Raw genomic sequence first — 21,202 nt, forward strand, 5'->3', positions numbered from 1 at the left:
ATGGCTATAGTAGAGATCGGAAGACAATACACACTCGATCGCACGGCGGCAGTGCGATCGATGTGTACTATACTATAAGAAGGGACGCAGCCCCAGTTCCTCGACACCCTTAGCTGGGCCGAGCCGACGCGAAACGCGACGTCACGTACGTCACCGCAGGTGTGCGCCGGCCAACGAGACCACACACCGTTCGGCGTCGTAGCCCGCCGCCGAGAGGCCGTCGTCGAGGGCGAACACCGTCTCGCCGAGCATCGCCATCGACGCCTCCCCGCCGGCCGCCGAGACCTCGCGGACCGCCTCCTCGACGTCGGGGGTCAAAAGCCCCGCCTCGCGGGCGAATCGCCGGGCGGTCTCCATGAACGTCCCGAGGGTGGGCTCGGCGACGAGCGCCGACAACGCCCGGTTGCCGGCCGCGGTCAACTCGGCCGTGTCGCCGGCGATGATCTCCTCGGTCGGGAGTTCGCCGAAGCTGACGTACTCTACGGACTGATGCTCCGGGATCCCGTCCATCGCGCCGTGGGCCGGCGCGCCCGGTTCGAGCCGGATCGGGACGCCACCGCGGGCCTGGGCGACCACGTCGCCGAGGCCCGTCCCGGCTTGGACCTCCGCGCCGTGGGCGACCGTGACCAGTTCGTTCTCCGAGAGCCCGCGGTCGAAGACGGCGTTCGTCGCGAGCGCGGTCCCGAGCGCCGCGGCTCCGGAGACGCCGAAGCCCGCCCCGAGCGGGAGGTCCGTCTCCACGACGACGTGGGCGGTGGCGCGCAACGCACCGAGCACCCGGTCGACGGCTCCGATCGTCGCGTCCTCCCCGTTGAGTTCGAGTCCGTCGCCGGGTTCGAGTTCGACCGTGACGCCGTCGTCGACGGTGATCCCGGCCCCGCGGGAGCCGGCTTTCGTCGGATCGTCGTCGGGATGGGCGCTGAAAAACCCCGTTACGTGGCCGGGGACGAACGCGCGCGCCGAATCTGCCATGGCGTGGCCTGCGGGACGGATCGTGTTAAATCTTGTAATAGTGGCCGTCGCTCCGATCGGATCCTCCACTCGTACCCCTGCCGTCCCGGCGATCGGAATGATAAACGGTTTTGCTGTGGGTGGTTGAACTGTCCCGTAGTGAACGCCCGTGGCTGATCAAACACAGGACCCGGCCCCAGGGGACGCGTTGCTCGTTCCCGTCGGCGAGTCGGTGACACTGCGGAACACGGTCGCCAACGCGATCGAGACCGCCGCCGAGGAGGGGTTCGCCGAGGCCCACTTCGTGACACCGGTCACGTGGCACCACGTCGGCGATGTCGACCGCGCGGCCCGCGAGGCCGTCCGGCGGCTCCTCGACCGCGTCTCGGTGTGGGCGGACGAGGACACTCCCGAGGGGGGTCCGACCGTCCGGACGAACGTCATCGGCTCCGATGAGTATCTGTTCAGTCCTGACGATTACGCGGCGGTACTGGCCGAATACGCCGACGAGCACGAAATCGAACGGATCCTCGTCGATCCCGAGTACAGCCCCGGCGGCAACGTCCCCCTGTTGCGCCCGATGGAGGTCGCGCTGGCGAAGCGCGGCTTCGAGGTGTCGGAAGCACCCACTAGCCGGCCCGTCCGCCGCTCCCGGCTGACGCGGGCGGGCGGCGCTCTCCAGTTCGGCCTGTTGTTCGGCGTCTCGTTTCTGTTCTATCAGCTACTCGGCGGCTTTAGCATCGTCACCGGCGACAGCTTCGATTTCTTCTATGAGCTGTTCTCCGGGTCCCTCGCCGCCGGCATCGTCGCCGGAACGCTCTATACCGTCTCGCTCTCGGACCGGACGCGGATCCGCTCGCTCCTCCCCCAGTTCGTCAGGCTCGTGTTGTTCGTCCCGTACCTGCTCTATGAGATCGTGAAATCGAACGTCGTGATCACGTACATCATCCTCCACCCCAAACTGCCGATCGACCCGCGGCTGACGCGGGTCCGGTCGGCCGTCTGGGGCGGCCCCGCCCTGACGACGCTCGCGAACAGCATCACGCTCACGCCGGGAACGCTCACCGTCCGAACCGAGGGCCAGGATCTCTACGTTCACGGTCTCTTCGCCGGCGCACGCGAGGGTATCGCCGCCGGCTCGCTCGAACGTGCCGTCCGGTTCGTCTTCTACGGGCGGCGGACCGCCGCGATTCCCAGCCCCGAGGAGCGCGGCGACTACGAGGAACTGCAGGGCCCGGACGCCGCCCCGGCCCCTCCCGACGGTGGCGAGGAGGAGTTGCCGTGACGCTCGCCGTCCCGACGCTTACGGACGCCTTCCTCGCGGCGGCGGCGGTACTCGTCGTGCTCGCCATCGCCGTCCTCTATCGGGCCGTCGTGGGGCCGACGATGCAGGACCGCGTCATCGCGGTCAACGTCCTCGGGACGAACACCGTCATCATCCTGGCCCTCCTGGCTGTCGCCCTCGACAGCGAGTCGTTTCTCGATATCGCCCTGGTGTACGCGCTTTTGAACTTCCTCATGGCCGTCGCCATCTCGAAGTTCACCGTCAAACGGGGGGACGTCATATGAACGAGTTCCGTCTCGCCGCGATCCTCGCGTTGCTCGCCGGGGGCGTCTTCTTTACGTTCGTCTCCATCGTCGGCGTGCTCCGGCTGCCGGACGTGTACGCCCGCGCCCACACCGCCTCCCAGACGGATACGCTCGGCGCGGGCCTCGTCGTGGGGGCGGTCGTGCTCGCCTACGGTGCCGAAACCGAGGTCATCAAGGCGGTCCTCCTGCTCGTGTTCATCTTCATTACCAATCCGACGGCCGCACACGCGGTCACGCGCGCGGCGTACGAGGAAGGAATCGAACCGTGGACGGAGGGGGACGAGCGACGATGAGCCTGCTCGGCTTTACGCTCGCGGCGTTCGTCATCCTCACCGCCGTCGCCACCGCGCTGTTGCGCGATACGCTCGCCGTCATCATCCTGTTCGCCGCCTACAGTCTCGGGATGGCGCTGTTGTATACGCTGTTGCTCGCGCCCGACGTCGGTATCACCGAGGCGGCGATCGGGGCCGGCGTGACGACGATCCTGTTGCTCGTGACGATCACGAAGACGACGCGTCCGGGGGCCGAGGAGATATTCTCGGCGGTCAACTGGCCCGCCGCGACCGTTTCGGCCGGGCTGGCCGCCGTCCTGCTTTCGGTCGTGGGGGCGATCCCCGCCGGGAACTTCCTCGGGGGGACGACGCCCGTGACGGGCGCAGCGGGAACGCCCGGCGAGGGGGTCACCGGCCACTATCTCGCCGCATCCTACGCGGAGACCGGCGTACACAACACCGTCACCGCCGTTCTCGCCTCCTACCGTGGCTTCGATACGTTCGGGGAGGCGGTCGTGGTCTTCGCAGCCGGCGTCGCGGTCGTCGTCGTCCTCCATCGAGGTGATTTCGTGTGAGTGACCCCGACCCCGACACGGGCGTCGGCACCGACTCGGACGCGGGCGTCGCCTCCGAGGCGGATACCGACGTCGACGCCGCCGTCGCCTCCGAGGCGGATACCGACGTCGACACCGCCGTCGAGTTCGAATCCGCCCGACCCTACACCGAAAGCGAAATCATCATGACGGCGGTCCGGGTCGTGACGCCATTCGTCCTCACCTACGGGCTCTTTTTGACATTCCACGGCGCGAACTCGCCGGGCGGCGGCTTCCAGGGCGGTGCGCTCGTCGGCGTCGTCGTCCTCATGTTGGCGTTCGCCTTCGGGATACGGCCGACTCGCGAGTGGGTCGGCAGCGGGCTGATGACCGGCCTCGGTGCCGGCGGCGTCATCGTCTTCGTGGGCGTGGGACTCGGGACGCTCGCGCTCGGCGGGACGTTCCTCGAGTACGGCCTCTATGAGCCGTTCGTCGGCCCCAAAGCGACGAAGTGGGGGATGGAGGCGATCGAGATCGGCGGCGTCGCCGCCATCGTCTCCGGCGTCATCATGGGGCTGTTCTTTCTCACCGCCGACGGCTACGACCCCAACGGGGGTGAGGGGGCGTGACTGCCCTGTCCGCCCCCGGTGGGGGCTCGCTCGCCCTCTCCGCTCTCGACGGCGTTGCAACCGTCCCGCTTGCGCTTTCGGCCCTCTCGACGCGGTACGCCTACGCGACGTTCGCGCTCCTGTTCGCGATCGGACTGTATATGATGATCGCGAGCCCGAATCTCGTCAAGAAGGTCATCGGGCTGAACCTCTTTCAGAGCGCGATCTTTTTGTTTTTCGTCTCGATGGCCTACGTCCGAGGCGGGGCGGTCCCCGCGATCCCGAGCGAGGGTGGCGCGGTCGGCGCGTACGCCAGTCCGCTGCCGCAGGTCATCGTGTTGACCGCCATCGTCGTCGGCGTCAGCCTCACTGCCGTTGCGCTGGCGTTGATCGTCCGGCTGTATACGGAGTACGGCACGCTCAACGAGGAGACGATCCGGGAGGTCATGGATGAGTAATCCGGAACTCGCCCTGCTCGTGGCGGTACCGATCCTCGCGGCGACGCTGCCGCTGCTCGTCGGCCTCCGGTTCGATTCGGTCGGGTGGCCCATCGCCACGGTCGCCGCGCTCGTCGAGGCCGGTCTCGCCGTCTTCGTCGCCTCGCGGGTCGCTACGGAGGGCCGATATGTCCACAGCCTCGGGAACTACCCCCGTCAGTACGGCATCGAGTTGGTCGCCGACGGCTTCTCCGCGGCCGTCGTGCTCTTGATCGCCGTCGTGACGCTCGCCGTGTTGGGCTACGCCAGACGCGGCGGGGCCAGAGAGAAGACGTATTACAGCGCCTTCTTGTTGCTCTGTGGCGGGCTGATGGGTATCGGCCTGACCGGCGACGTGTTCAACATGTTCGTCTTCCTCGAGATCGTCGGCCTCGCGACCTACGCGTTGGTCGCGGCCGGTCGCTCGGGGCGCTCGGCGCTCGCGGCGCTGAAGTACCTCCTCGTCGGGACGGCGGGGGCGTCGATGTACCTCGTCGGCATCGGCTTCGCGTTCGTCGCTACGGGGACGTTGAACATGGCGGAGCTGTCGCGGGCGATCCCGGAGACCGTCGGCTACTCGGATCCACTCGTCGTCGCCTCTTTCAGCTTCGTCGCCGTCGGGCTGTCGGTCAAAGCCGCCATCTTCCCGTTGCACACCTGGATGCCCGACGCCTACGCGGAGGCACCCGACACCGTGACCGCTTATATCGCCGCGCTCGTCTCGACGCTCGGGGCGTACGCGCTGGCGCGGATCATCTACTCCGTGTACACGCCCGCCTTCTTCGAGGCGGTCCCGTTGGCCGGGGACGCCCTCGTCGCGTTCGCGACGACGAGCATCGTCGCCGGCTCCGTGCTGGCGGTGATCCAATCCGACGTCAAGCGGATGTTGGCGTACTCCTCGGTCGCCCAGTTCGGGATGATCGTCGCCGCCTTCGGCCTCGGGACCGAGCAGGCCCTCCTGGGTGGGGCGATCCACCTCGTCGGCCACGGGCTGATGAAGGTCGGGCTGTTCCTCGGGGTCGGCGTCATCGCGAGCGCCTACGGCGTCCGGACCGTCCGGGAGTATGCCAACCTGGGGTATCGATCGCCGGTGACGGTCGCGGCGATGGGGATCCTGTTGCTCGGGCTGGTCGGGATCCCGCCGTCGGTCGGCTTCCTCGGCAAGTGGTACATCGCCTGGGGAGCCATCGAGGCGGGCGCACCAGTCGTCGCCGCGGTTGTCCTCTTCAGTACGCTGTTGACGCTTTTGTACGTCGCCCGCCTGCTGGAGACGCTGTACTTCCGCCCCCCCGACGATGTCGAGGGCGCGGTTCCGGCCGCGGACGTCCGGTTGCGCTCCGACGGCGGAGGCGACGCGGACGCCGGCACGGACGACGTGTCCGCTGATGCGGACGCCGGCACGGACGACGTGTCCGCCGACGTGGGGGCCTACGTCGACGTCGACGACGCTGGAATGGCCGAGATCAACGCCGGTACCGGCACCCGTCCAGTCTCGTTCGGAATGGTGTTCGTCGTCGCCGCTATCGCCGTCGCCGCGGTCGCGCTCGGCTTCGCCGGGCCGGTCTTCGAAGGGTTCCTCGGACCGTTCTTGGAGGCTGTACTATGATGGACAACTTCCCGCTGTACGTCGTGTTGGTATCGTTTTTCGGGATGTTCGGCATCTTCGCGGCCCACCGCCGCCCGAACGTCCGCGAGGCGGTCACGGTCGTCGTCGCGCTCGCGAAGTTCGGGCTCGTCGCCTCGATGGTGCCCGGCGTCCTGGCGGGGAAGACGTACGTCTTTTCGGCCGGCGAGTTCGTTGCGGGCATCGAGTTCGTCCTCCGGGCCGACCCGCTCGGGACCCTGTTCGCGTCACTGGCTAGCTTGCTTTGGATCGTGACTTCGTTTTACAGCATCGGCTACATGCGCGGCCTCGACGAGCACAGCCAGACCCGGTATTTCGCCTCCTTCGCCGCCTCGCTGTCGGCGACGATGGGGATCGCCTTCGCGGGCAACCTCGTGACGATCTTCGTCTTCTATGAGTTGCTCTCGATCGCGACCTACCCGCTCGTCGCCCACGACGGAACCGACGAGGCGCGCTCGGCGGGCCGGAAATACCTCGCTTACACGATGTTCGGGGGCGGCGTCCTCGTCCTCGCGGGGACGGTCTTGGTCTTCTTCCTCGCCGGGACGGTCACGTTCACGCCCGGCGGCATCGAGGGCCTCGCCGACGTCGCGAACTCGAACGAGTCGGCGGTCCAACTCGCGTACCTCCTGCTCGCGGTCGGCTTCGGCGTCAAGGCCGGGCTCATGCCGCTGCACCAGTGGCTCCCGACCGCGATGGTCGCGCCGACGCCCGTCTCCGGGCTCCTCCACGCGGTCGCGGTCGTCAAATCCGGCGCGTTCGGGGTCGCCCGCGTGACGCTCTATGTCTTCGGTCCCGAGGTCGCCTATCGGATCGGGATGGGTGTCGCGATCTCGACGCTCGCGGCGTTTACGCTTCTCGCGGCGTCGTTCATCGCGCTCCGAAAGGATCACCTCAAACAGCGCCTCGCGTACTCGACGGTCTCACAGCTCTCGTATATCGTGTTGGGCCTCGGAATATTCGGCCCCTACGGGCTGATCGGCGCACTCTTGCACATCCCCGCCCACGCGTTCATGAAACTCACGCTCTTTTTCTGTGCCGGCGCGGCCCACGTCGAGACCCACACCGACCACATCTCGGAGATGGCGGGGATCGGCAAGCGGATGCCGGTCGTCTTCGGCGCGTTCGCGCTCGCGGCCGCCGGGATGGCCGGCATCCCGCTGTTCGCGGGCTTCGTCTCGAAGTACTACATGCTCATCGGCGCGGCCGAGATGGGGACGTTCGCGCCCGTCGGCTACTATCTCGCGGGGGCGCTTCTCGTCTCCGGCGTGCTCAACATCGCGTACTTTTGGCCGGTCGTCTACACGGCCTTCTTCGAAGCCGAGGACGACCACGACGCCAAGCCGCTCGTCGATCACCGACCCGGCGGCGAACGACGCTCGACGCTCGCGGTGACCGACGGCGGCGATCCCGGTGACGAAGACGCCGACGCCGACATCGGCCCGACGGACCTCCGGCCGGACTTCTCGGGCTCGGGATCGCCCGGCGAACGCCGCGATTACAGCGAGCCGGCGCCGCTGGTCGAGGGCAAGTATGCGGTCGATGCCAACCCCAGCGACCACACGACGCCGGAGGAGGATACCCGAGACGGCGGCGAGGATCGCAACGAGGCCCGAAACGGTTCGGAGGGACGAAACGGTGCGGAGGCCCACACCGCAGCGGAGGAGGCCGACACGGCCCACGAGATGGACGACTACGATGCCCACCACGAGGGGCCGCCGCCGGGCGGGTGGCGACGGCTCTCCGCCGCCGAGGCATTCCGGGGCGAGGAGACGACGTGGTTCATGCTCGGGCCGATCCTCGTGGCCGTGACGGGCGCGGTCCTCGTCGGGATCATCCCCTACGAACTCGGCTTCCTCGAGCTGATCGAACTCATCGTCGAGGGCGTCCTCTCGGGGACGGAGGTGCCGGCATGATCGAGTCGGTCCCGCCGTTCGTCTACGTCGCGATCGCCGCCGTCGCGGTCGCGTTCCTCCCCCGGTTCGCCGGCCACGCCGTCGCCGCGCTCGCGACCGCCACGATCGGGGTCCAGGCGCTTTTGCTGTCGAACGGTACCTACCTCGAGACGCGGTTTCTGGGCTTCGACGTGGTCTTTCTCAACGTCGACGACCCCGCCCGTCTGGTCGCCGTCGCCGTCGCCACCCTCGCCACGGCGGCGGTCGTCTACGCCCACGAGACCGAAGCGCCGCGGGTGATGACCGCCTTCGCGATGAGCTACGTCGCGGGCACCGCCGGTCTCGTCTTCGCGGGCGATTGGCTCTCGATGATCTTCTTTTGGGAGCTGATGGCCGTCACGTCGACGCTTTTGGTGTGGCACCACGGCGGCGCGGCGGTTCGGGCCGGCTACCGCTACGCGTTATATCACGGCACCGGGGGCTCGATCCTGTTGGCCGCCGTCGTCGTCCACTTCGTCAGCGAGGGCTCGTTCCGCTACGCAGCCTCGGGGATCGCCGACGTCGCCGCCCCCCTCGCCGCGATCGGGATCGGAATCAACTGCGGGTTCATCTTCCTGCACTCGTGGCTGCCCGACACCTACCCGCGCCCCCACGTCGCCGCGTCGGTCTTCCTGTCGGTGTTTACGACCAAGACCGCCGCCTACGTAATGTACCGAGCGTTCCCCGACGGCGGGATGTGGCTCGCCTACCTCGGCGGCTCGATGGCCGTCTACGGCGCGTTCTTCGCGCTGTTGCAGTACGATCCCCGGCGGCTGCTGTCGTATCACATCCAGGCGCAGGTCGGGTACATCCTCGCCGGGATCGGCATCGGCACCGAGGTCGCCGTCGCGGGCGGGTTGGCGCACCTGTTCAACAACATCCTGTATAAAGCGCTTTTGTTCATGGCGGTCGGCGTCGTCGTCTACCGGACCGGCGAGCAGAACATCAAGAAGATGGGCGGCCTCTGGAAGGTGATGCCGCTGACGTTTCTCGCGTATCTGTTGGGCGCGGCGTCGATCACCGCCGTCCCCGGCACCAACGGCTTCGTCTCGAAGGGGATGATCCTCGACGAGGCACATCACGTCCACAACGTCGAGTTGGGGCTCGCGGGAACCGCGCTGTACGGCGACGTCCTGTGGTGGCTGTTGATCCTCGGCGCGATCGGGACGTTCATGTCGTTCATCAAACTGGGCTATTACATCTTCTTCCACGGCGAGTCCACCCTCCAGCCGGCCGACGCCACGCCCGGCCAGACCGTGGCCATGCTCGCCGTCGGCGGCTTCTGTCTGCTCTATGGGCTCGCACCCGGACTGCTGTTCGAGCTGTTGCCCTTCAGCGACACGCTCGTTGCCGAACTGCACCCCTACAGCACCGGCCACCTCACCGAGGGCGTCGTCCTGTTGGTCGTCGGATTCGCCGCCTTCTTCGGGCTGAAGGGGCCGATCACCCGGCTTGCGTGGCTGCCCGACGTCGACCGCGTCGTCTTCCCCGCGGGCTTTTATCTGAACCGCGGGCTCACCTGGGGCGTCACGGAGCTTTGGGCCGCCGTCGACCGGGCCGTGATGGCGGGCGCCGGCGCGTCGATGCGCGTGGGGGGCGATCCGGGTCGGTACGCCTACCGGACGGCAGAGCGCCTCCCCGGCGTCGATGTGGACGAACTGCCGGCCGGCGACGGGGCGGAGACGGTCCGGCTCAGGGCTTCCTCGAGCGCCAGCGTATTCTTGTTGACGCTGGCGCTGCTCGTCGGGCTCACGGTGTTGGTGCTGCTTTGATCTCCCCCCGCGGATCGAGACGCTCCGAGGACAGGCGATCGACAGCGAAGCCGAAGCCGAGCCCCGCGAGCGGACGTCGGACGCCGGGATGCGTGCTCCCACCGGGCGCGACGACGAGTGATACCGCCGGCGACGGTTCGTGACGGGGGTCGTGCCCAGGGGGACGCGCGTGGCGTACGGGCGGGATCGCCGGCAGTACGGCTCCCCGTTCGGGGTGGAGTCACCGTTCGACCCGCGCGAGGACCGACCGACGGCCCCGTTCGAGGGCGACTCCCGCGACGATGAGGATTGTTCCGGCGACGACGAGCGCGATCGCCCCCGAGAGCGCGTCGACGACGGTCGCGGCCACGAACGACAGCGTCTGTGCGAGCGCGGCGACCGCGGCGATGTCGACGAAGTGCCGAGATCCGGTCCGGTAGCCGTAGTAGCCGGTCGCGACGACCGAAGCGAGGGTGGCGACGTGGACGAGGACGACGGCGACTGCGTTCGGGACCGTCCCCGGAGCCGCGAGCGCGGTCCCCGTTCCGAGGGCGGTCGCCCCGAACGCCGTCGCCGCCCACAGGAGGCCGGCGCGGTCGCGTCGGACGCCGAACCAGCCGACGGCGGCGGCCGCGCCGAGAGCGAGCACACCGAGCGTCGCCGAGAGGTCGAGATCGAACCGATCGAAGCTGCCGTCGAGAGTCGTCACCACGAGCAGGCCGGCAAGGGCGAACGCCGTGCCGACGGTCCGATAGGCCCAACCAACGCGCTCGCTCCGGGTACCGGCGAGCCCGAACAGCCCGATCCCGAGCAGCGCGAGCGGTGCAGTCGGGTCGCCGGGACCGGCGAGTTCGAGGACGAGCCCGCCGAGCACGAGGAGTCCGAATCCGGTTCCGGCCCGGGAGTCGAGTACGTGACCGGTCGGGAGCGCAACGGCGGTCCACGCGAGAAGGAGCCACACCTCCTCGATCGACGTCGAGGCGAGATCGGCGAGCAAAAACAGCGACGGTCCGGCCAACACCGCACCGAGCACCGATAACACCAGTCCGGCACGCGGGAGCGAGCGCCGGTAGGCACTCGCACCGCCGAGGTAGGCGAGTCCCGGTCCCGCAAGCAGGACGACGACCTGTGCGGCCGTCGAGAGGTCCTCCCAGTTGGTCGCCAGAAACCACGTGATACCGACGAAGACGAGGGCGGCACCGACGGCGGAGAGCGCAACGACCGCGCGGGACCGGCCCGGATCGTCGGTCTCGTACCGTTCGAGGATCGCCTCGGCCTGTTCTTCGGTGACGATCCCGTCTCGAACCCACTCGTCGACTTCGGCTCGGAGGGCATCGGGGTCCATGGTCGGCGGTCAACCGCCGGACCTTTATACGTTCGGCCGATCGTCGGCTCCGCTCGGACCGTCGATATCGGCGGCGTCAGCGTCGTCCCGGACCTCACGGCCGTCATCCATATCCGTCCGTCCGGCCTACGGCAGGTATGACGGATTGGAATGCGGTTCTCGTGGGCTTTCTCGTCGGGGTCGTCGCGAGCGTGTTCGCCTTTGCGATCCCGGTCGTCGGCCACGTCGGGGCCGGCCTGCTGGCCGGGGGCGTCGCCGGATTCATGGCCGGCGGGGGGATCGGACGCGGGGCGTGGCACGGCTTGCTGTCGGGGGCCATCGGCGGCCTCGTCGTCGCGCTCGGGATCGCGCTCGTCGTCTCGCTCGTCGGGATCACCGTCGGCGGGCCGTTCGGGCTGCTCGGCGGGGTCGGCGTCTTCGCGGTCGGCGCGCTCGTCGCGTTCGTCTTCGCCGTCGACAGCGCGATCGGTGGCGCGGTCGGTGGGCTTTTCGCCCGGTAACTGTCCCGTCGAGGGACGTCCGTGGCGAGCCCCGTCCCCCCAGGACGGATCGCCCGGAACGGGCAGGGCCGGCAGTATAAGTGGCCGGCGACCCATCCTCCCGTATGGCCGAAATAGCCCCCGACGCCTTGCTCCCGAACGACCGCGTGAAGGACGCCGTCCTCGAGGGCGAAATAACGCAGTTGAGCCGCGGGGCGGCGAACCGCTACGCGGAGGCGGGCGACACCTTCGCCCTCGGGGGGACGGACTTCGAGGTGACGGCCGTCGACGAACGGACGCTTGGGGATCTCACCGACGCCGACGCGCGACTCGAGGGGTCGCCCTCGCTCGAGGCGTACAAACAGCGCATGGAACGCGTCCACCCGGGCGATTTCGAGTGGGACGGGACGAGCGAGATCGTTACCTATCGCTTCGAGCCGGCCGACTGACACCCGGATCGGCCGGTACGTTCGGGGCCGCCCCGTTGCTCCCCGACACAGCGTCCGCTCGAAACCGCCCGCCGACGGAACGCGCCGAACCGTTAAGATACCCCCGGACGAACGGGCTGACATGCAGGCGAAGCGGGAGTATCGTGACCGGGACGGAACGGAGGTCGCGGTGCTCGATGCCCTCGTCAACCGGACGGAGGAAGGCGCAACGGTGTTCGAACTCAGGACCAACGTCCAGGCCGACATCGACGAACTGGAGACGGCGCTCGCCGAGCTCAAGGAGGCGGGATTGATCACCGTCGAGAACGGCGACGGGCCGATGCGGATCTATCCGGACGACCGCGTCGTCCCGGAGTTCGATGCCGATACCTCCGAGGAAGGGTCGTCGCTCCTCGACGGGTTACGCGAGAAGCTCGGGCTGTGAACTACCCGACCTCCATTCCGACCCCTACCCGACCTCTACCCCGACCCCTACCCGACCTCTACCCTGCTCGGCCGGACGGCTCCGCTGAGGGTTGGGTCCCTGTTTCCGCGTCGGCCCCTGCATCCGCCGCGGACACAGCGCCCACAAGCACGGGGTTCTCGTCCCGCCCCATTGGTTCGATGGGACGGTTCACAGACAGACACACGCTTTTTTCGCGTTTGAATGTCGGCCGGGCGTCCCGCTCCCACGAGCGAGTCGGGAGCGGTGGCGCGGAACGCCCATCGGAGCCCGATACGTGGGCGTTCGGCGAAGTGCCGGCGAGCGCCGTGATCGGACGTCCGGCCCCCTCCCGGACGCGGAGGACCGACTCCTCGCGGACGCGGACATCCAACCCTCCCGGACGCGGAGACACGGGGGCGGGGGCGGGGGCGGGGGCCGCCCGCGGAGACGCGGCTGTTTTACTTCTCCGGTCCGTTCTCCTCACTAATGACTGTCGTTGCGGAGCTACACGAATCCCACGGCGCGACGTTCACAGAACGCGGCGACCGCCGGGTCGTCGACCACTACGGCCGCCCCGAGCGGGTCCATCAGGCCGTCAGAAACGTCGTCGGGACGGTCGAGATGGGCTACGGCGTCCTCGAGGTGACCGGTGACGATCGGGTCGACTTCGTCGATAACGCCGTTTCGAACCGGGTCCCCGAGACGGACGGGGAGGGCGTCTACGCGCTGTTGCTCGACGCGCAGGGCGGGATTGAGATGGAGCTGTACGTCTACAGCGCCGGGGAGAAGCTGCTCTGTTTCGTCCCGCCGGGGCGAGCGGACGAGCTCGCGGCCGAGTGGTCCGAGAAGACGTTCATCCAGGACGTGACCGTCCGGGCCGCGACCGACGACTTCGGCGTCTTCGGCGTCCACGGCCCGAAGGCGACCGAAAAGATCGCGTCGGTACTGACGGGACCGGGATCGCCCGACGAACCGCTGTCGTTCGTCCGCGGCACGCTCGGCGACTGGGGTGTGACTGTCGTCCGGACCGACGATTTGACCGGCGAGGAAGGATACGAGGTCATCTGCGACGCCGACGACGCGGGCAAGGTCTTCGACGCGCTCATAAATCACGGCCTCAACGCCGCGCCGTTCGGCTACCGGACCCTCGAATACCTGCTGCTCGAGGCCGGAACACCGCTCTTCGGAACGGAACTCGAAGGCACCGTCCCGAACGTCCTCGGCCTCCGGAACGCCCTCGACTTCGAGAAGGGCTGTTACGTCGGCCAGGAGATTGTCTCGAAGATCGAAAACCGCGGGCAGCCGTCCCGGCGACTCGTCGGGCTTCGCCCGGAAGTGGTCCCCGGTGTGGGTGCGGCGGTCTTCGACGGCGACGGACACGTCGGCGACGTGACCCGCGGCGACTACAGCCCGGCACTGGACGCCCCGATCGCGCTCGCACTCGTGGAGTACGGCCTCGATGCCGGCGGGCTGTACGTTCGGATCGACGGCGACGACGTCGACGCCGAGCTCGTCGATCTCCCGTTCGTCGAGGGATCGGCCCGGTCGCGGCGGCTTCCACAGTACGAGTGATACGGATCGCCGTACCGATGTACCGATCACCGCCCGAACGGTGTAGGCGGCGACCGTTCCCGGACGATAACGGTCCGTATGGCGTCTCTCTCCGCCACTGAACGAACTGGATCAATACGTGCCGCACCGCTGGATCGAGCGCCGCCGCACTCGGCCGGTCACTGCCGTCGGTCGCTCTCCAAGTCGACGTCGAGACCGTCGAGAACCTCCTTCGCTTCCTCGCGTTTCTCTTGGTGTTCCTCGAGGAACCCGGCCATGAGTTCGGCGGCCTGCTCCTTGCAGCCGCCACAGAGACGTTCGCCGCCGGCACACTCCTCGTAGACGCGGGTCGCGAACTCGTCGTCGTCGCCCGACAGCAGGTACGCGTACAGTTCGTACACGGGGCACTCGTCGGGTTCTCCGCCCAGCTCGCGTTGTTTCTCCGCCGTCTCGCGGCCGCCCGTGGTCGCGGATTTGACCTTCTCGTAGCCGTCTTCGGGGTCGTCGAGCAGGCTGATGTGGCTCGCCGGGACCGACGAGGACATCTTCCCGCCGGTCAGCCCGGTCATGAAGCGGTGGTAGATCGACGACGGCGGGAGAAAGCCGTAGCCCCCGTAGTCGGTTTCGACCGCCCGGGCCAGCTCCTCGGCCTCGGATCGCGAGAGCTCGAAGCTGTCGATGTGACCCTCGTAGACGCGTTTTTCGCCCTCGACGGCCTCGATGAGCGCCTCGAAGGCCTCGTCGGTCGCGTTGCGATTCAGGAAACGGACGCGGGGACGGAGCGGCTCCTTGCCGCCGGCGTCGAGCGTCTCGATCGCACTTTCGAGGGGGCCAACGGGCGGGCGCTCCGAACGGAGCCACTCGGCAGCGTCGTGACACCGGACGCCGGATTCGGGGTCGTCGGCCTCGGCCGCGAGCGCCTCGTAGGCATCGGCGACGAGTTCCCGTTCGTCGTCGCCCAACTCGAAGCTCGCGTACGCCTCCGTGACGCCGAAATACCGCATCCGGCCCGCGAGGTCGCGAGCCAACCGCATGTGGGGATCCTGGTCGGGGCCGACGGGGATGACGGTCGGCTTCGGCTCCCCGAGTTGCGGATAGAGGATGTCGGCCATCTGGGTGACGACCGACTGCATGTAGGAGACCTCCGTCTCGCCGTCGAAGTCGTAGATCGCCCCCAGTTCGGAGGCGTTCGCCTTCGTTCCGAGTTCGAAGGCGAGGTCCTGCACGTCGCGGTTCGTCGACTGTCGGTACAGCGTCCCCTCCTCGGGGTCGAACCCGAGGGCCAGAAGCGAGAGCAGATAGCTCTCGGTGTGCTCGTCGATCTCGTCCCACGACAGCCCGCGGGCGGCGTGTGCCTCCATGTCGGCGATGAGACCGTAGGCGTCGGCACCCTGCTTTTGGTGCCAGATCAGTTCGTCGAAGACCAGTTTGTGTCCGATGTGGGGGTCGCCGGTCGGCATGAAGCCGGACAGGGTGGCGAAGGGTTCGCCTTCGAGCATCGCCTCGGCGACCGGCCGGTAGTCGCGGTGGCCGAAGATGACGCCACGGCGCATCAGGTAGTGCGGCGAGGGGACTCGGGGGAGTACGTCGTCGAAGGACTCGATGCCGAACTCCTCGAAGAGCTTCCGGTAGTCGTCGACGGTCGAGGAGCCCCACGGGTCGAGGGCCACGTCGTTGACGGCTCCGCCGTCCCCGCTCTCGTGGGTTCCGTCGTCTGCCATGGGCAGTCGTCCGGGTGGTTCGCTCAAAAACCGTTCGCTTGCGCCGGAGCGTTCGAGGGACCGAGAGCCCAAAGGTACGCCGGGGAGCCTCGGAGCCGTCCGATCCCGTTTGCCGCCGTGGACATAATGTATCGTGGTTACGTGAGTAGGAAAAATTAATCAATACAAGACACCGTAGGGTAGCATAACATGGTTACGGCCCGTCTGCGTCCGCGGCGGTCGCGGCGGTCGTTTCTCGCGGCGGCGGCCGTCGGCACTACGGTCGGGTGTCTCGGGACCGCGGCCGCGAACGTACGCGTCCTGGCCGCAGGGAGCCTCGCACGGACGTTCGAAGAGCACGTCGCCCCCGCGTTCGAAGGGGAGACAGGGATCGATGTACACGGCGAGTACTACGGATCAAACGCGGTGATGCGGATGGTCGAGGACCGGACGAAACGCCCCGACGTGATCGTGAGCGCCGACTCGACGCTGCTCCGCGAGCGACTGTACGGGACGGTCACCGACTGGGACGTCGAGTTCGCGACTAATAGCTTGGGGATCGGGTACAACGAGGCGACCGAGTTCGGGCGACACCTCGCCGATGGCGAGCCGTGGTACGAGGCGGCCCGGTCGGCCGGGGACGGGACCCTCGCGATCGGCGACCCGAATCTCGACCCGCTCGGCTATCGGGCGATACAGGCGTTCGACCTCGCCGAGGCCGAACACGGGCTCGAGGGGTTCCGGGCGGAGATGACGGCATCGGTGTACGAAGAGCCCGAGGAGCCACAGATGATGGCCGGTGTCGAGACCGGTTCGCGGGCGGGGGCGATCGTCTACCGCAACATGGCGATCGATCACGGCATGGCCTTCCAGGAGTTTCCCGACGCGTACAACTTCGGCCACCCCGAGCTAGCCGACCACTACGCGGCTGCCGAATACACCACCGACGAGGAGGGGTACACGGCGAAGGGACGGCCGATCCTCTACGGCGCGACGGTGAACGGGGAGACGGAGAACGGCCACCGGTTCGTTCGGTTTCTCCTCGATACCCCCGGTCCGCTCCGCGAGGCGGCGTTGACCGTCGGCGACGCGCTTCCGCGCTCGTTCGGCGACGTGCCGGCGGTGATCGCGGGATGAGCCACCCGGAGGCCGTCTCCGGCGGGCGGCCGATCCGAGCGCCGGAACTGCTCGTCCCGGCCGCGCTCGGTGGGGTACTCCTCGTCTACTTCGCGCTCCCGTTCGCCGCGTTTCTCACCCGAACCGGGACGGCGAACGTCGTTTCCGGGCTGTCGACGCCGCAGGCTCGGGAGGCGATCGGCAACTCGCTTCTCACCGCCCCGGTCTCGACGGCAATCGCCGCGGTCTTCGGCGTCCCGTTGGCCTACGTGCTCGCGCGGCGGTCGTTTCCGGGCAAACGGCTCGTCGAGGCGCTTGTGATCCTCCCGCTCGTCGTCCCGCCCGTCGTCGGCGGCGCGATGCTCCTGACGGCCGTCGGGCGGTTCACGCCGATCGGATCGGTCGCGGTGGCGCTCGGCGTTCCCCTCACGGACAGCCTGCTCGGGGTCGTCCTCGCACAGACGTTCGTCGCCGCGCCCTTCGTCGTCATCACCGCCCGCGCCGGGTTCGGGTCGGTCGACGAGCGCTTAGAACAGGCGTCCCGGTCGCTCGGATACGGTCCCCTCTCGACGTTCCGGAACGTGTCGTTGCCGCTGGCACGGGGATCGATCCTCGCTGGAGTCACCCTGACGTTCGCGCGGGCGATCGGCGAGTTCGGGGCGACGATGATGCTCGCGTACAACCCGCGGACGATGCCGACCCGCCTCTGGATCGATTTCATCGCCGGGGGGATCGATGCGACCGTCCCGATCGCGCTCGCGCTCCTCGGGGTCACGGCCACCGTGTTGACCTCGATACAGCGGTTCGGACGGTTCCCGTCGGTGATCGAGCGGTGACCCTCGAACTCGAGGGGATCTCCCACCGGTACGGGACGGAGACGGCGGTCGACGGCGTCTCCTTCGGGGTCGCCTCCGGCGAGCTCGTGGCACTTCTCGGGCCGAGTGGGTGCGGGAAGACGACGATCGTCCAGGCGATCGCCGGCCACGTCCACCCGACCGCGGGACGGATTCGGCTCCGCGGACAGGAGGTGACCGACGCGCCGCCCGAAGCACGACACGTCGGCCTCGTCTTCCAGCGATCGACGCTGTATCCACACATGACCGTCGAGGAGAACGTCGCCTACGGGTTGGCCGCCCGCGATGTCGGACGAGACAGCCGCGAGGCGGTCGTCTCCGAGTACCTCGGGTTGGTCGCCATCGAGGAGCAGCGTGACGCGTATCCCTCGTCGCTGAGCGGCGGGCAGACGCGCCGGGCGGAACTCGCACGGGCGCTCGCTCCACAGCCGGACGTCCTGTTGCTCGATGAGCCGCTGTCGGCGCTCGATCGGGCACTGCGCGAACGGCTACGGGACGAGATCGCCCGCATCCAGCGTGAAACCGGGGTAACGACACTTTTCGTCACACACGATCAAGCGGAGGCGATGGCGCTCGCGGACCGACTCGTCGTGATGAGCGACGGGACGGTCTCGGGCATCGGTGAACCACGGGCGCTCTATGAGTCGCCCCCGACGCCGTTCGTCGCGTCGTTTCTCGGACGGTCGAACACGTTTCCGGCGACGGTCATCGGGAGCGATCCACCGATGGTCGACGTCGGCGGGGGAACGGTACGCCTGCCGCGGATGGACGGACGCCGTTCGCCGGGCGACCGTATCACGTGTCACGTCCGCCCGGCGGCCCTCTCGGTTCGGTCCGCCGACGCCGGTACCGCTGCCGACGAATCGGAGCCCTCGCTGTGCGGCGAGGTCGTCCGTGTCACCGACGTCGGACGACACTATGACGTGACCGTGCGGGCGGAGGTCGGGGCCGAACTAATCGTCGAGCACACCGGAGCGCCACCGGTCGTTGGCGATCGTATCGTCGTGGCACTGCCGGAACGGGGCCTGACGGTCTTCGGCGGGTGAGGCGCGGCGGGCGAACACGTCTACGGGGGCCGCCCATACCGCTGGCTGTCCCCGGCACCCGAGTCGCCGGGGTGAAAACTGCGGTCGCGACGGACAGCCGGCAGTATCAGGGCGTCAGTCGGCCGACCGACAGCCATCGAACCGTATCGTCCGCGACGAGCGCGAAGAGCATCCGCTTTCGAACGCCGTGAGCGAGCCGCACGTCGAGGGCGATGTCGCGGGGCGAACGCTCGACGTCGGCGGGAAGCACCCGGACGAGCAACTCGGAGTGGCCGAGGTCATCGACGTGCTCGACCGTCTCGTAGGTCCGGAAGTCGGCGCCGAATTTGAACCCAGTCTTGGGGACGACCCCGCGTTCGCGGAGCGCTCGATAGACGGTATACCGGAGGCCGAACCGGTCGCCCTCCGCGGAGCGTCCGCGGGACGTTATCGCGCTCGTTCCGCCGTCGACCGACAACGCGCCGTGCTCGGCGAGATACGCCGCCTCGAGCAACGACAGCTGGACGGCGTCGTCCTCGCGGTCGAGCGGCTGGCCGTAGAAGTGCCGCTCGTAGAGCGACGCCGGTGGGGTCCAACAGAGCACGCGGTCGCCGAGTAGGTCCCCCTCGACCGTCGGAAGTCCCTGCGGGACGTTCGACCCTTCGACATCGGGACGGCCGGTCTCCAGATACGTCAGCTCGCTCTCCTCGTCGACGACCGCGAGGACGACGTCCCCGAGCGAGGCGAGGGACACCGACGCGCGCTCGCCGACTACCCGAACCCGGTGTTCGACGGTGGCGTCCCACGGTCCGTCGCCGCGGGGATGGACGACGAAATCGGTTCCCGCGGGCTCTTCGACCCATCCTTCGCGGGCGGGCGAGGCGTAGAATCCCCGCTCACGGAGGTCTTTATAAACGAGAAAGGGGGCGACGATCCCGTCGTTGTCCGCGAGAAAGCCGCCGAGATCGGCTCCGTCGACCGCACCGAGGTCGCCGCGGTACAGCAGGTGGGCGGCTTCGACGGGATCGAGATCGACGCCCTCGCCACGGGGGCGGCCGTATCCCCGCGAGTCGTAGTAGCGCTCGCGGCCGTTCGCGCCGACCTCGACGAGCCCATCTGTCAGGTGGCCTTCCATACCCGGACCCACCGGTGCCGCGCCTAAATCGGCTACGGTCGGTGTTCCCGGGACGGGCGAACTCCGACCCGGTATCGGCGGACGGGCGAGCAAGCGAAGGAGCCGACTCACGCCCCATTCCCCGTCGCCGAACAGCCGACATCGAGACACCGCGGACCGTTTGGGAGTTCGAACACCGGGAGTCCACAGTCACACGACCCGGTGACTCGCCCATCGGGAAGGACGAAGCCGGTCTCGCAGTCGGGGTAGCCCTCACAGCCGACGATGATACCGCCCCGTCGGAGGATCCGCAGGTCACCGCTACAGTTCGGGCAGGTCCATTCCCGGTCGAATCGCTCTCGGGCGGCCTCGAGCAACGACCCGCACTCGTAGTCGAGACACAACTCGAAGCGCCCGCCGCGGTCGATCCGAAACCGGGGGAGCCCACACGAACAGGCCGCGTCGGTCATCGACGCACCGCTCGGGAGGCCGAACCGATCGGCACAGCCAAGACAGGTGACGTCGGTACCGGATCGGATCAACGCCCCGCCGCAGCGACACGGCCCGACCGGCGTTCCCGCGTCCGTAGCGTCGTGTTCGGCGATGGCGACGTCGCCGACGGCCTCTATTCGGAGCGTCTCCTCGCCGTCGCTGGCGAGCAGCCACAGCGGATCGCGGGTCACGGAGAGCGACTCCGGTCGTGTCAGCCACGCGACCGGCTGGTAGCCGTCCGTATCGTGGACGAGGACGGTGTTGTCGGGCTTCAACAGGGCGACCACCCGGCCGCGGACGGTACGCTCGCGACGGCCGTCGAAGTGGACGAGACAGTCGCCCGCGATAGTTCGGATCGACATGGGGCGTCTGGTCGCGTACTGGTATTTAAATTCGCGGGGCGGGAGGATAGTTCGTGTGTTCGAAGGTGACGTGCTGTGTGCTATCGTGTCCGTTTTGACCGTCCCGGGTCGACGTCGATCGCATCAACGGGGCAGACGTCGACACAGAGCATGCAGTCGATACACTGTGACTCGTTGGCCGGATCGGCTTTGATTTCGCTTTCGGGATGGTCCGGGCTGTCCGTCCACTCGAAGACGTCGACGGGACAGTCCTCGAGACACGCCCCGTCGCCGATACAGATATCGAAATCGACGGCGACGTGCGTTCCGTGGATGCCCAGCGTCTCGGGTTCGTCGACCGGGCCCCACACGTCGTGGGCTTCGTGTCGATCGACGACGTCTCGGTTCCGTTCGAAATGCGGATCGATTGCCATTGATATAGAAGGGCCGTAGTAGTCGTCGAAACGACCGAACTACCCGAGCGAGCCCTCCATTTCGAGTTCGATCAGCCGGTTGAGTTCGACCGCGTATTCGATCGGCAACTCCTCGGTGATCGGTTCGATGAACCCCGCC

General features: G+C 68.1%; 22 protein-coding genes. 16 read left to right on the forward strand and 6 right to left on the reverse strand.

Features of this window, described 5'->3' with window-relative positions; all coding sequences use genetic code 11:
- Nucleotides 1-150: 150 nt before the first annotated feature.
- Complete coding sequence (locus HZR14_RS12595) at nt 151-972, reverse strand: pantoate kinase (RefSeq protein WP_181693223.1); 822 nt, start codon at nt 970-972, stop codon at nt 151-153.
- Between the two features lie 148 nt (nt 973-1,120).
- Between HZR14_RS12595 and HZR14_RS12600 the strand changes: the two genes are divergently transcribed.
- From HZR14_RS12600 to HZR14_RS12640, 9 genes are read left to right on the forward strand one after another with little or no spacing between them, the layout of a single operon-like run.
- On the forward strand, nt 1,121-2,236 hold the full coding sequence (locus HZR14_RS12600) for a monovalent cation/H+ antiporter subunit E (RefSeq protein ID WP_370464987.1): 1,116 nt from the start codon (nt 1,121-1,123) through the stop codon (nt 2,234-2,236).
- Complete coding sequence (locus HZR14_RS12605; protein WP_181693224.1) at nt 2,233-2,520, forward strand: cation:proton antiporter; 288 nt, start codon at nt 2,233-2,235, stop codon at nt 2,518-2,520. Before HZR14_RS12600 ends, HZR14_RS12605 begins: the two co-directional genes overlap by 4 nt.
- Nucleotides 2,517-2,834 carry a monovalent cation/H(+) antiporter subunit G gene (gene mnhG / locus HZR14_RS12610; RefSeq protein WP_181693225.1) on the forward strand — a complete coding sequence of 106 codons (318 nt, stop codon included), beginning with the start codon at nt 2,517-2,519 and terminating at the stop codon, nt 2,832-2,834. Before HZR14_RS12605 ends, mnhG begins: the two co-directional genes overlap by 4 nt.
- Complete coding sequence (locus HZR14_RS12615) at nt 2,831-3,388, forward strand: DUF4040 domain-containing protein (RefSeq protein WP_181693226.1); 558 nt, start codon at nt 2,831-2,833, stop codon at nt 3,386-3,388. Before mnhG ends, HZR14_RS12615 begins: the two co-directional genes overlap by 4 nt.
- Nucleotides 3,385-3,975 carry an MnhB domain-containing protein gene (locus tag HZR14_RS12620; RefSeq protein WP_181693227.1) on the forward strand — a complete coding sequence of 197 codons (591 nt, stop codon included), beginning with the start codon at nt 3,385-3,387 and terminating at the stop codon, nt 3,973-3,975. Before HZR14_RS12615 ends, HZR14_RS12620 begins: the two co-directional genes overlap by 4 nt.
- A gap of 5 nt (nt 3,976-3,980) precedes the next feature.
- On the forward strand, nt 3,981-4,412 hold the full coding sequence (locus HZR14_RS12625; RefSeq protein ID WP_181693249.1) for a cation:proton antiporter subunit C: 432 nt from the start codon (nt 3,981-3,983) through the stop codon (nt 4,410-4,412).
- Nucleotides 4,405-6,036, forward strand: coding sequence for a monovalent cation/H+ antiporter subunit D family protein (locus HZR14_RS12630; protein WP_181693228.1), 1,632 nt, complete (start codon nt 4,405-4,407; stop codon nt 6,034-6,036). Before HZR14_RS12625 ends, HZR14_RS12630 begins: the two co-directional genes overlap by 8 nt.
- Nucleotides 6,033-7,970, forward strand: a complete 1,938-nt coding sequence (locus HZR14_RS12635; protein WP_181693229.1) for a cation:proton antiporter — start codon at nt 6,033-6,035, stop codon at nt 7,968-7,970. The genes HZR14_RS12630 and HZR14_RS12635 overlap by 4 nt, the downstream gene beginning before the upstream one ends.
- Nucleotides 7,967-9,760, forward strand: coding sequence for a Na(+)/H(+) antiporter subunit D (locus tag HZR14_RS12640; RefSeq protein ID WP_181693230.1), 1,794 nt, complete (start codon nt 7,967-7,969; stop codon nt 9,758-9,760). The genes HZR14_RS12635 and HZR14_RS12640 overlap by 4 nt, the downstream gene beginning before the upstream one ends.
- A 220-nt stretch (nt 9,761-9,980) precedes the next feature.
- On the opposite strand, the gene HZR14_RS12645 is transcribed toward HZR14_RS12640, so the two are convergent.
- Entirely contained in the window at nt 9,981-11,084 is a 1,104-nt protein-coding gene (locus tag HZR14_RS12645; RefSeq protein WP_181693231.1) for a DUF2157 domain-containing protein, read from the reverse strand.
- A 137-nt stretch (nt 11,085-11,221) separates the two neighbouring features.
- Between HZR14_RS12645 and HZR14_RS12650 the strand changes: the two genes are divergently transcribed.
- The 4 genes from HZR14_RS12650 to ygfZ all read left to right on the forward strand — a co-directional run bounded on the left by HZR14_RS12650 (nt 11,222) and on the right by ygfZ (nt 14,008).
- Nucleotides 11,222-11,584, forward strand: a complete 363-nt coding sequence (locus tag HZR14_RS12650; RefSeq protein WP_181693232.1) for a DUF5518 domain-containing protein — start codon at nt 11,222-11,224, stop codon at nt 11,582-11,584.
- Between the two features lie 104 nt (nt 11,585-11,688).
- Entirely contained in the window at nt 11,689-12,012 is a 324-nt protein-coding gene (locus tag HZR14_RS12655) for an ASCH domain-containing protein (RefSeq protein ID WP_181693233.1), read from the forward strand.
- Nucleotides 12,013-12,133: 121 nt separating this feature from the next.
- Nucleotides 12,134-12,436 carry a DUF6432 family protein gene (locus HZR14_RS12660; RefSeq protein WP_181693234.1) on the forward strand — a complete coding sequence of 101 codons (303 nt, stop codon included), beginning with the start codon at nt 12,134-12,136 and terminating at the stop codon, nt 12,434-12,436.
- A 486-nt stretch (nt 12,437-12,922) separates the two neighbouring features.
- Nucleotides 12,923-14,008: a CAF17-like 4Fe-4S cluster assembly/insertion protein YgfZ gene (ygfZ, locus tag HZR14_RS12665; protein WP_181693235.1), complete on the forward strand. Its 1,086-nt coding sequence runs from the start codon at nt 12,923-12,925 to the stop codon at nt 14,006-14,008.
- Nucleotides 14,009-14,166: 158 nt separating this feature from the next.
- On the opposite strand, the gene HZR14_RS12670 is transcribed toward ygfZ, so the two are convergent.
- Nucleotides 14,167-15,708 (reverse strand): tryptophan--tRNA ligase, encoded by a 1,542-nt coding sequence (locus tag HZR14_RS12670; RefSeq protein ID WP_181693236.1) that lies wholly within the window; start codon nt 15,706-15,708, stop codon nt 14,167-14,169.
- Nucleotides 15,709-15,897: 189 nt separating this feature from the next.
- Here HZR14_RS12670 and HZR14_RS12675 point away from each other — a divergent pair, with 189 nt between their 5' ends.
- Genes HZR14_RS12675 through HZR14_RS14655 form a run of 3 tightly spaced genes read left to right on the forward strand, consistent with a single transcriptional unit; the run spans nt 15,898 to nt 18,703 of the window.
- Nucleotides 15,898-16,824, forward strand: coding sequence for an extracellular solute-binding protein (locus HZR14_RS12675; protein WP_181693237.1), 927 nt, complete (start codon nt 15,898-15,900; stop codon nt 16,822-16,824).
- Entirely contained in the window at nt 16,821-17,639 is an 819-nt protein-coding gene (locus HZR14_RS12680; RefSeq protein WP_181693238.1) for an ABC transporter permease, read from the forward strand. Before HZR14_RS12675 ends, HZR14_RS12680 begins: the two co-directional genes overlap by 4 nt.
- The gene (locus tag HZR14_RS14655; RefSeq protein WP_181693239.1) at nt 17,636-18,703 is read left to right on the forward strand and encodes an ABC transporter ATP-binding protein; all 1,068 of its coding nucleotides are present in this window, start codon (nt 17,636-17,638) and stop codon (nt 18,701-18,703) included. The genes HZR14_RS12680 and HZR14_RS14655 overlap by 4 nt, the downstream gene beginning before the upstream one ends.
- Before the next feature lie 106 nt (nt 18,704-18,809).
- Here HZR14_RS14655 and endA read toward each other — a convergent pair whose 3' ends face one another.
- The 3 genes from endA to HZR14_RS12700 form a co-directional block, all read right to left on the reverse strand.
- A complete protein-coding gene (gene endA / locus HZR14_RS12690; protein WP_181693240.1) occupies nt 18,810-19,817 on the reverse strand; it encodes a tRNA-intron lyase in 1,008 nt (335 codons plus the stop codon).
- A 107-nt stretch (nt 19,818-19,924) separates the two neighbouring features.
- Entirely contained in the window at nt 19,925-20,650 is a 726-nt protein-coding gene (locus tag HZR14_RS12695) for a PDDEXK family nuclease (protein ID WP_181693241.1), read from the reverse strand.
- A gap of 80 nt (nt 20,651-20,730) precedes the next feature.
- A complete protein-coding gene (locus HZR14_RS12700; protein WP_181693242.1) occupies nt 20,731-21,063 on the reverse strand; it encodes a 4Fe-4S dicluster domain-containing protein in 333 nt (110 codons plus the stop codon).
- Nucleotides 21,064-21,202: the final 139 nt, after the last annotated feature.

This window comes from Natronomonas salinimetallica, from assembly GCF_013839515.1.
Classification (GTDB): domain Archaea; phylum Halobacteriota; class Halobacteria; order Halobacteriales; family Haloarculaceae; genus Natronomonas.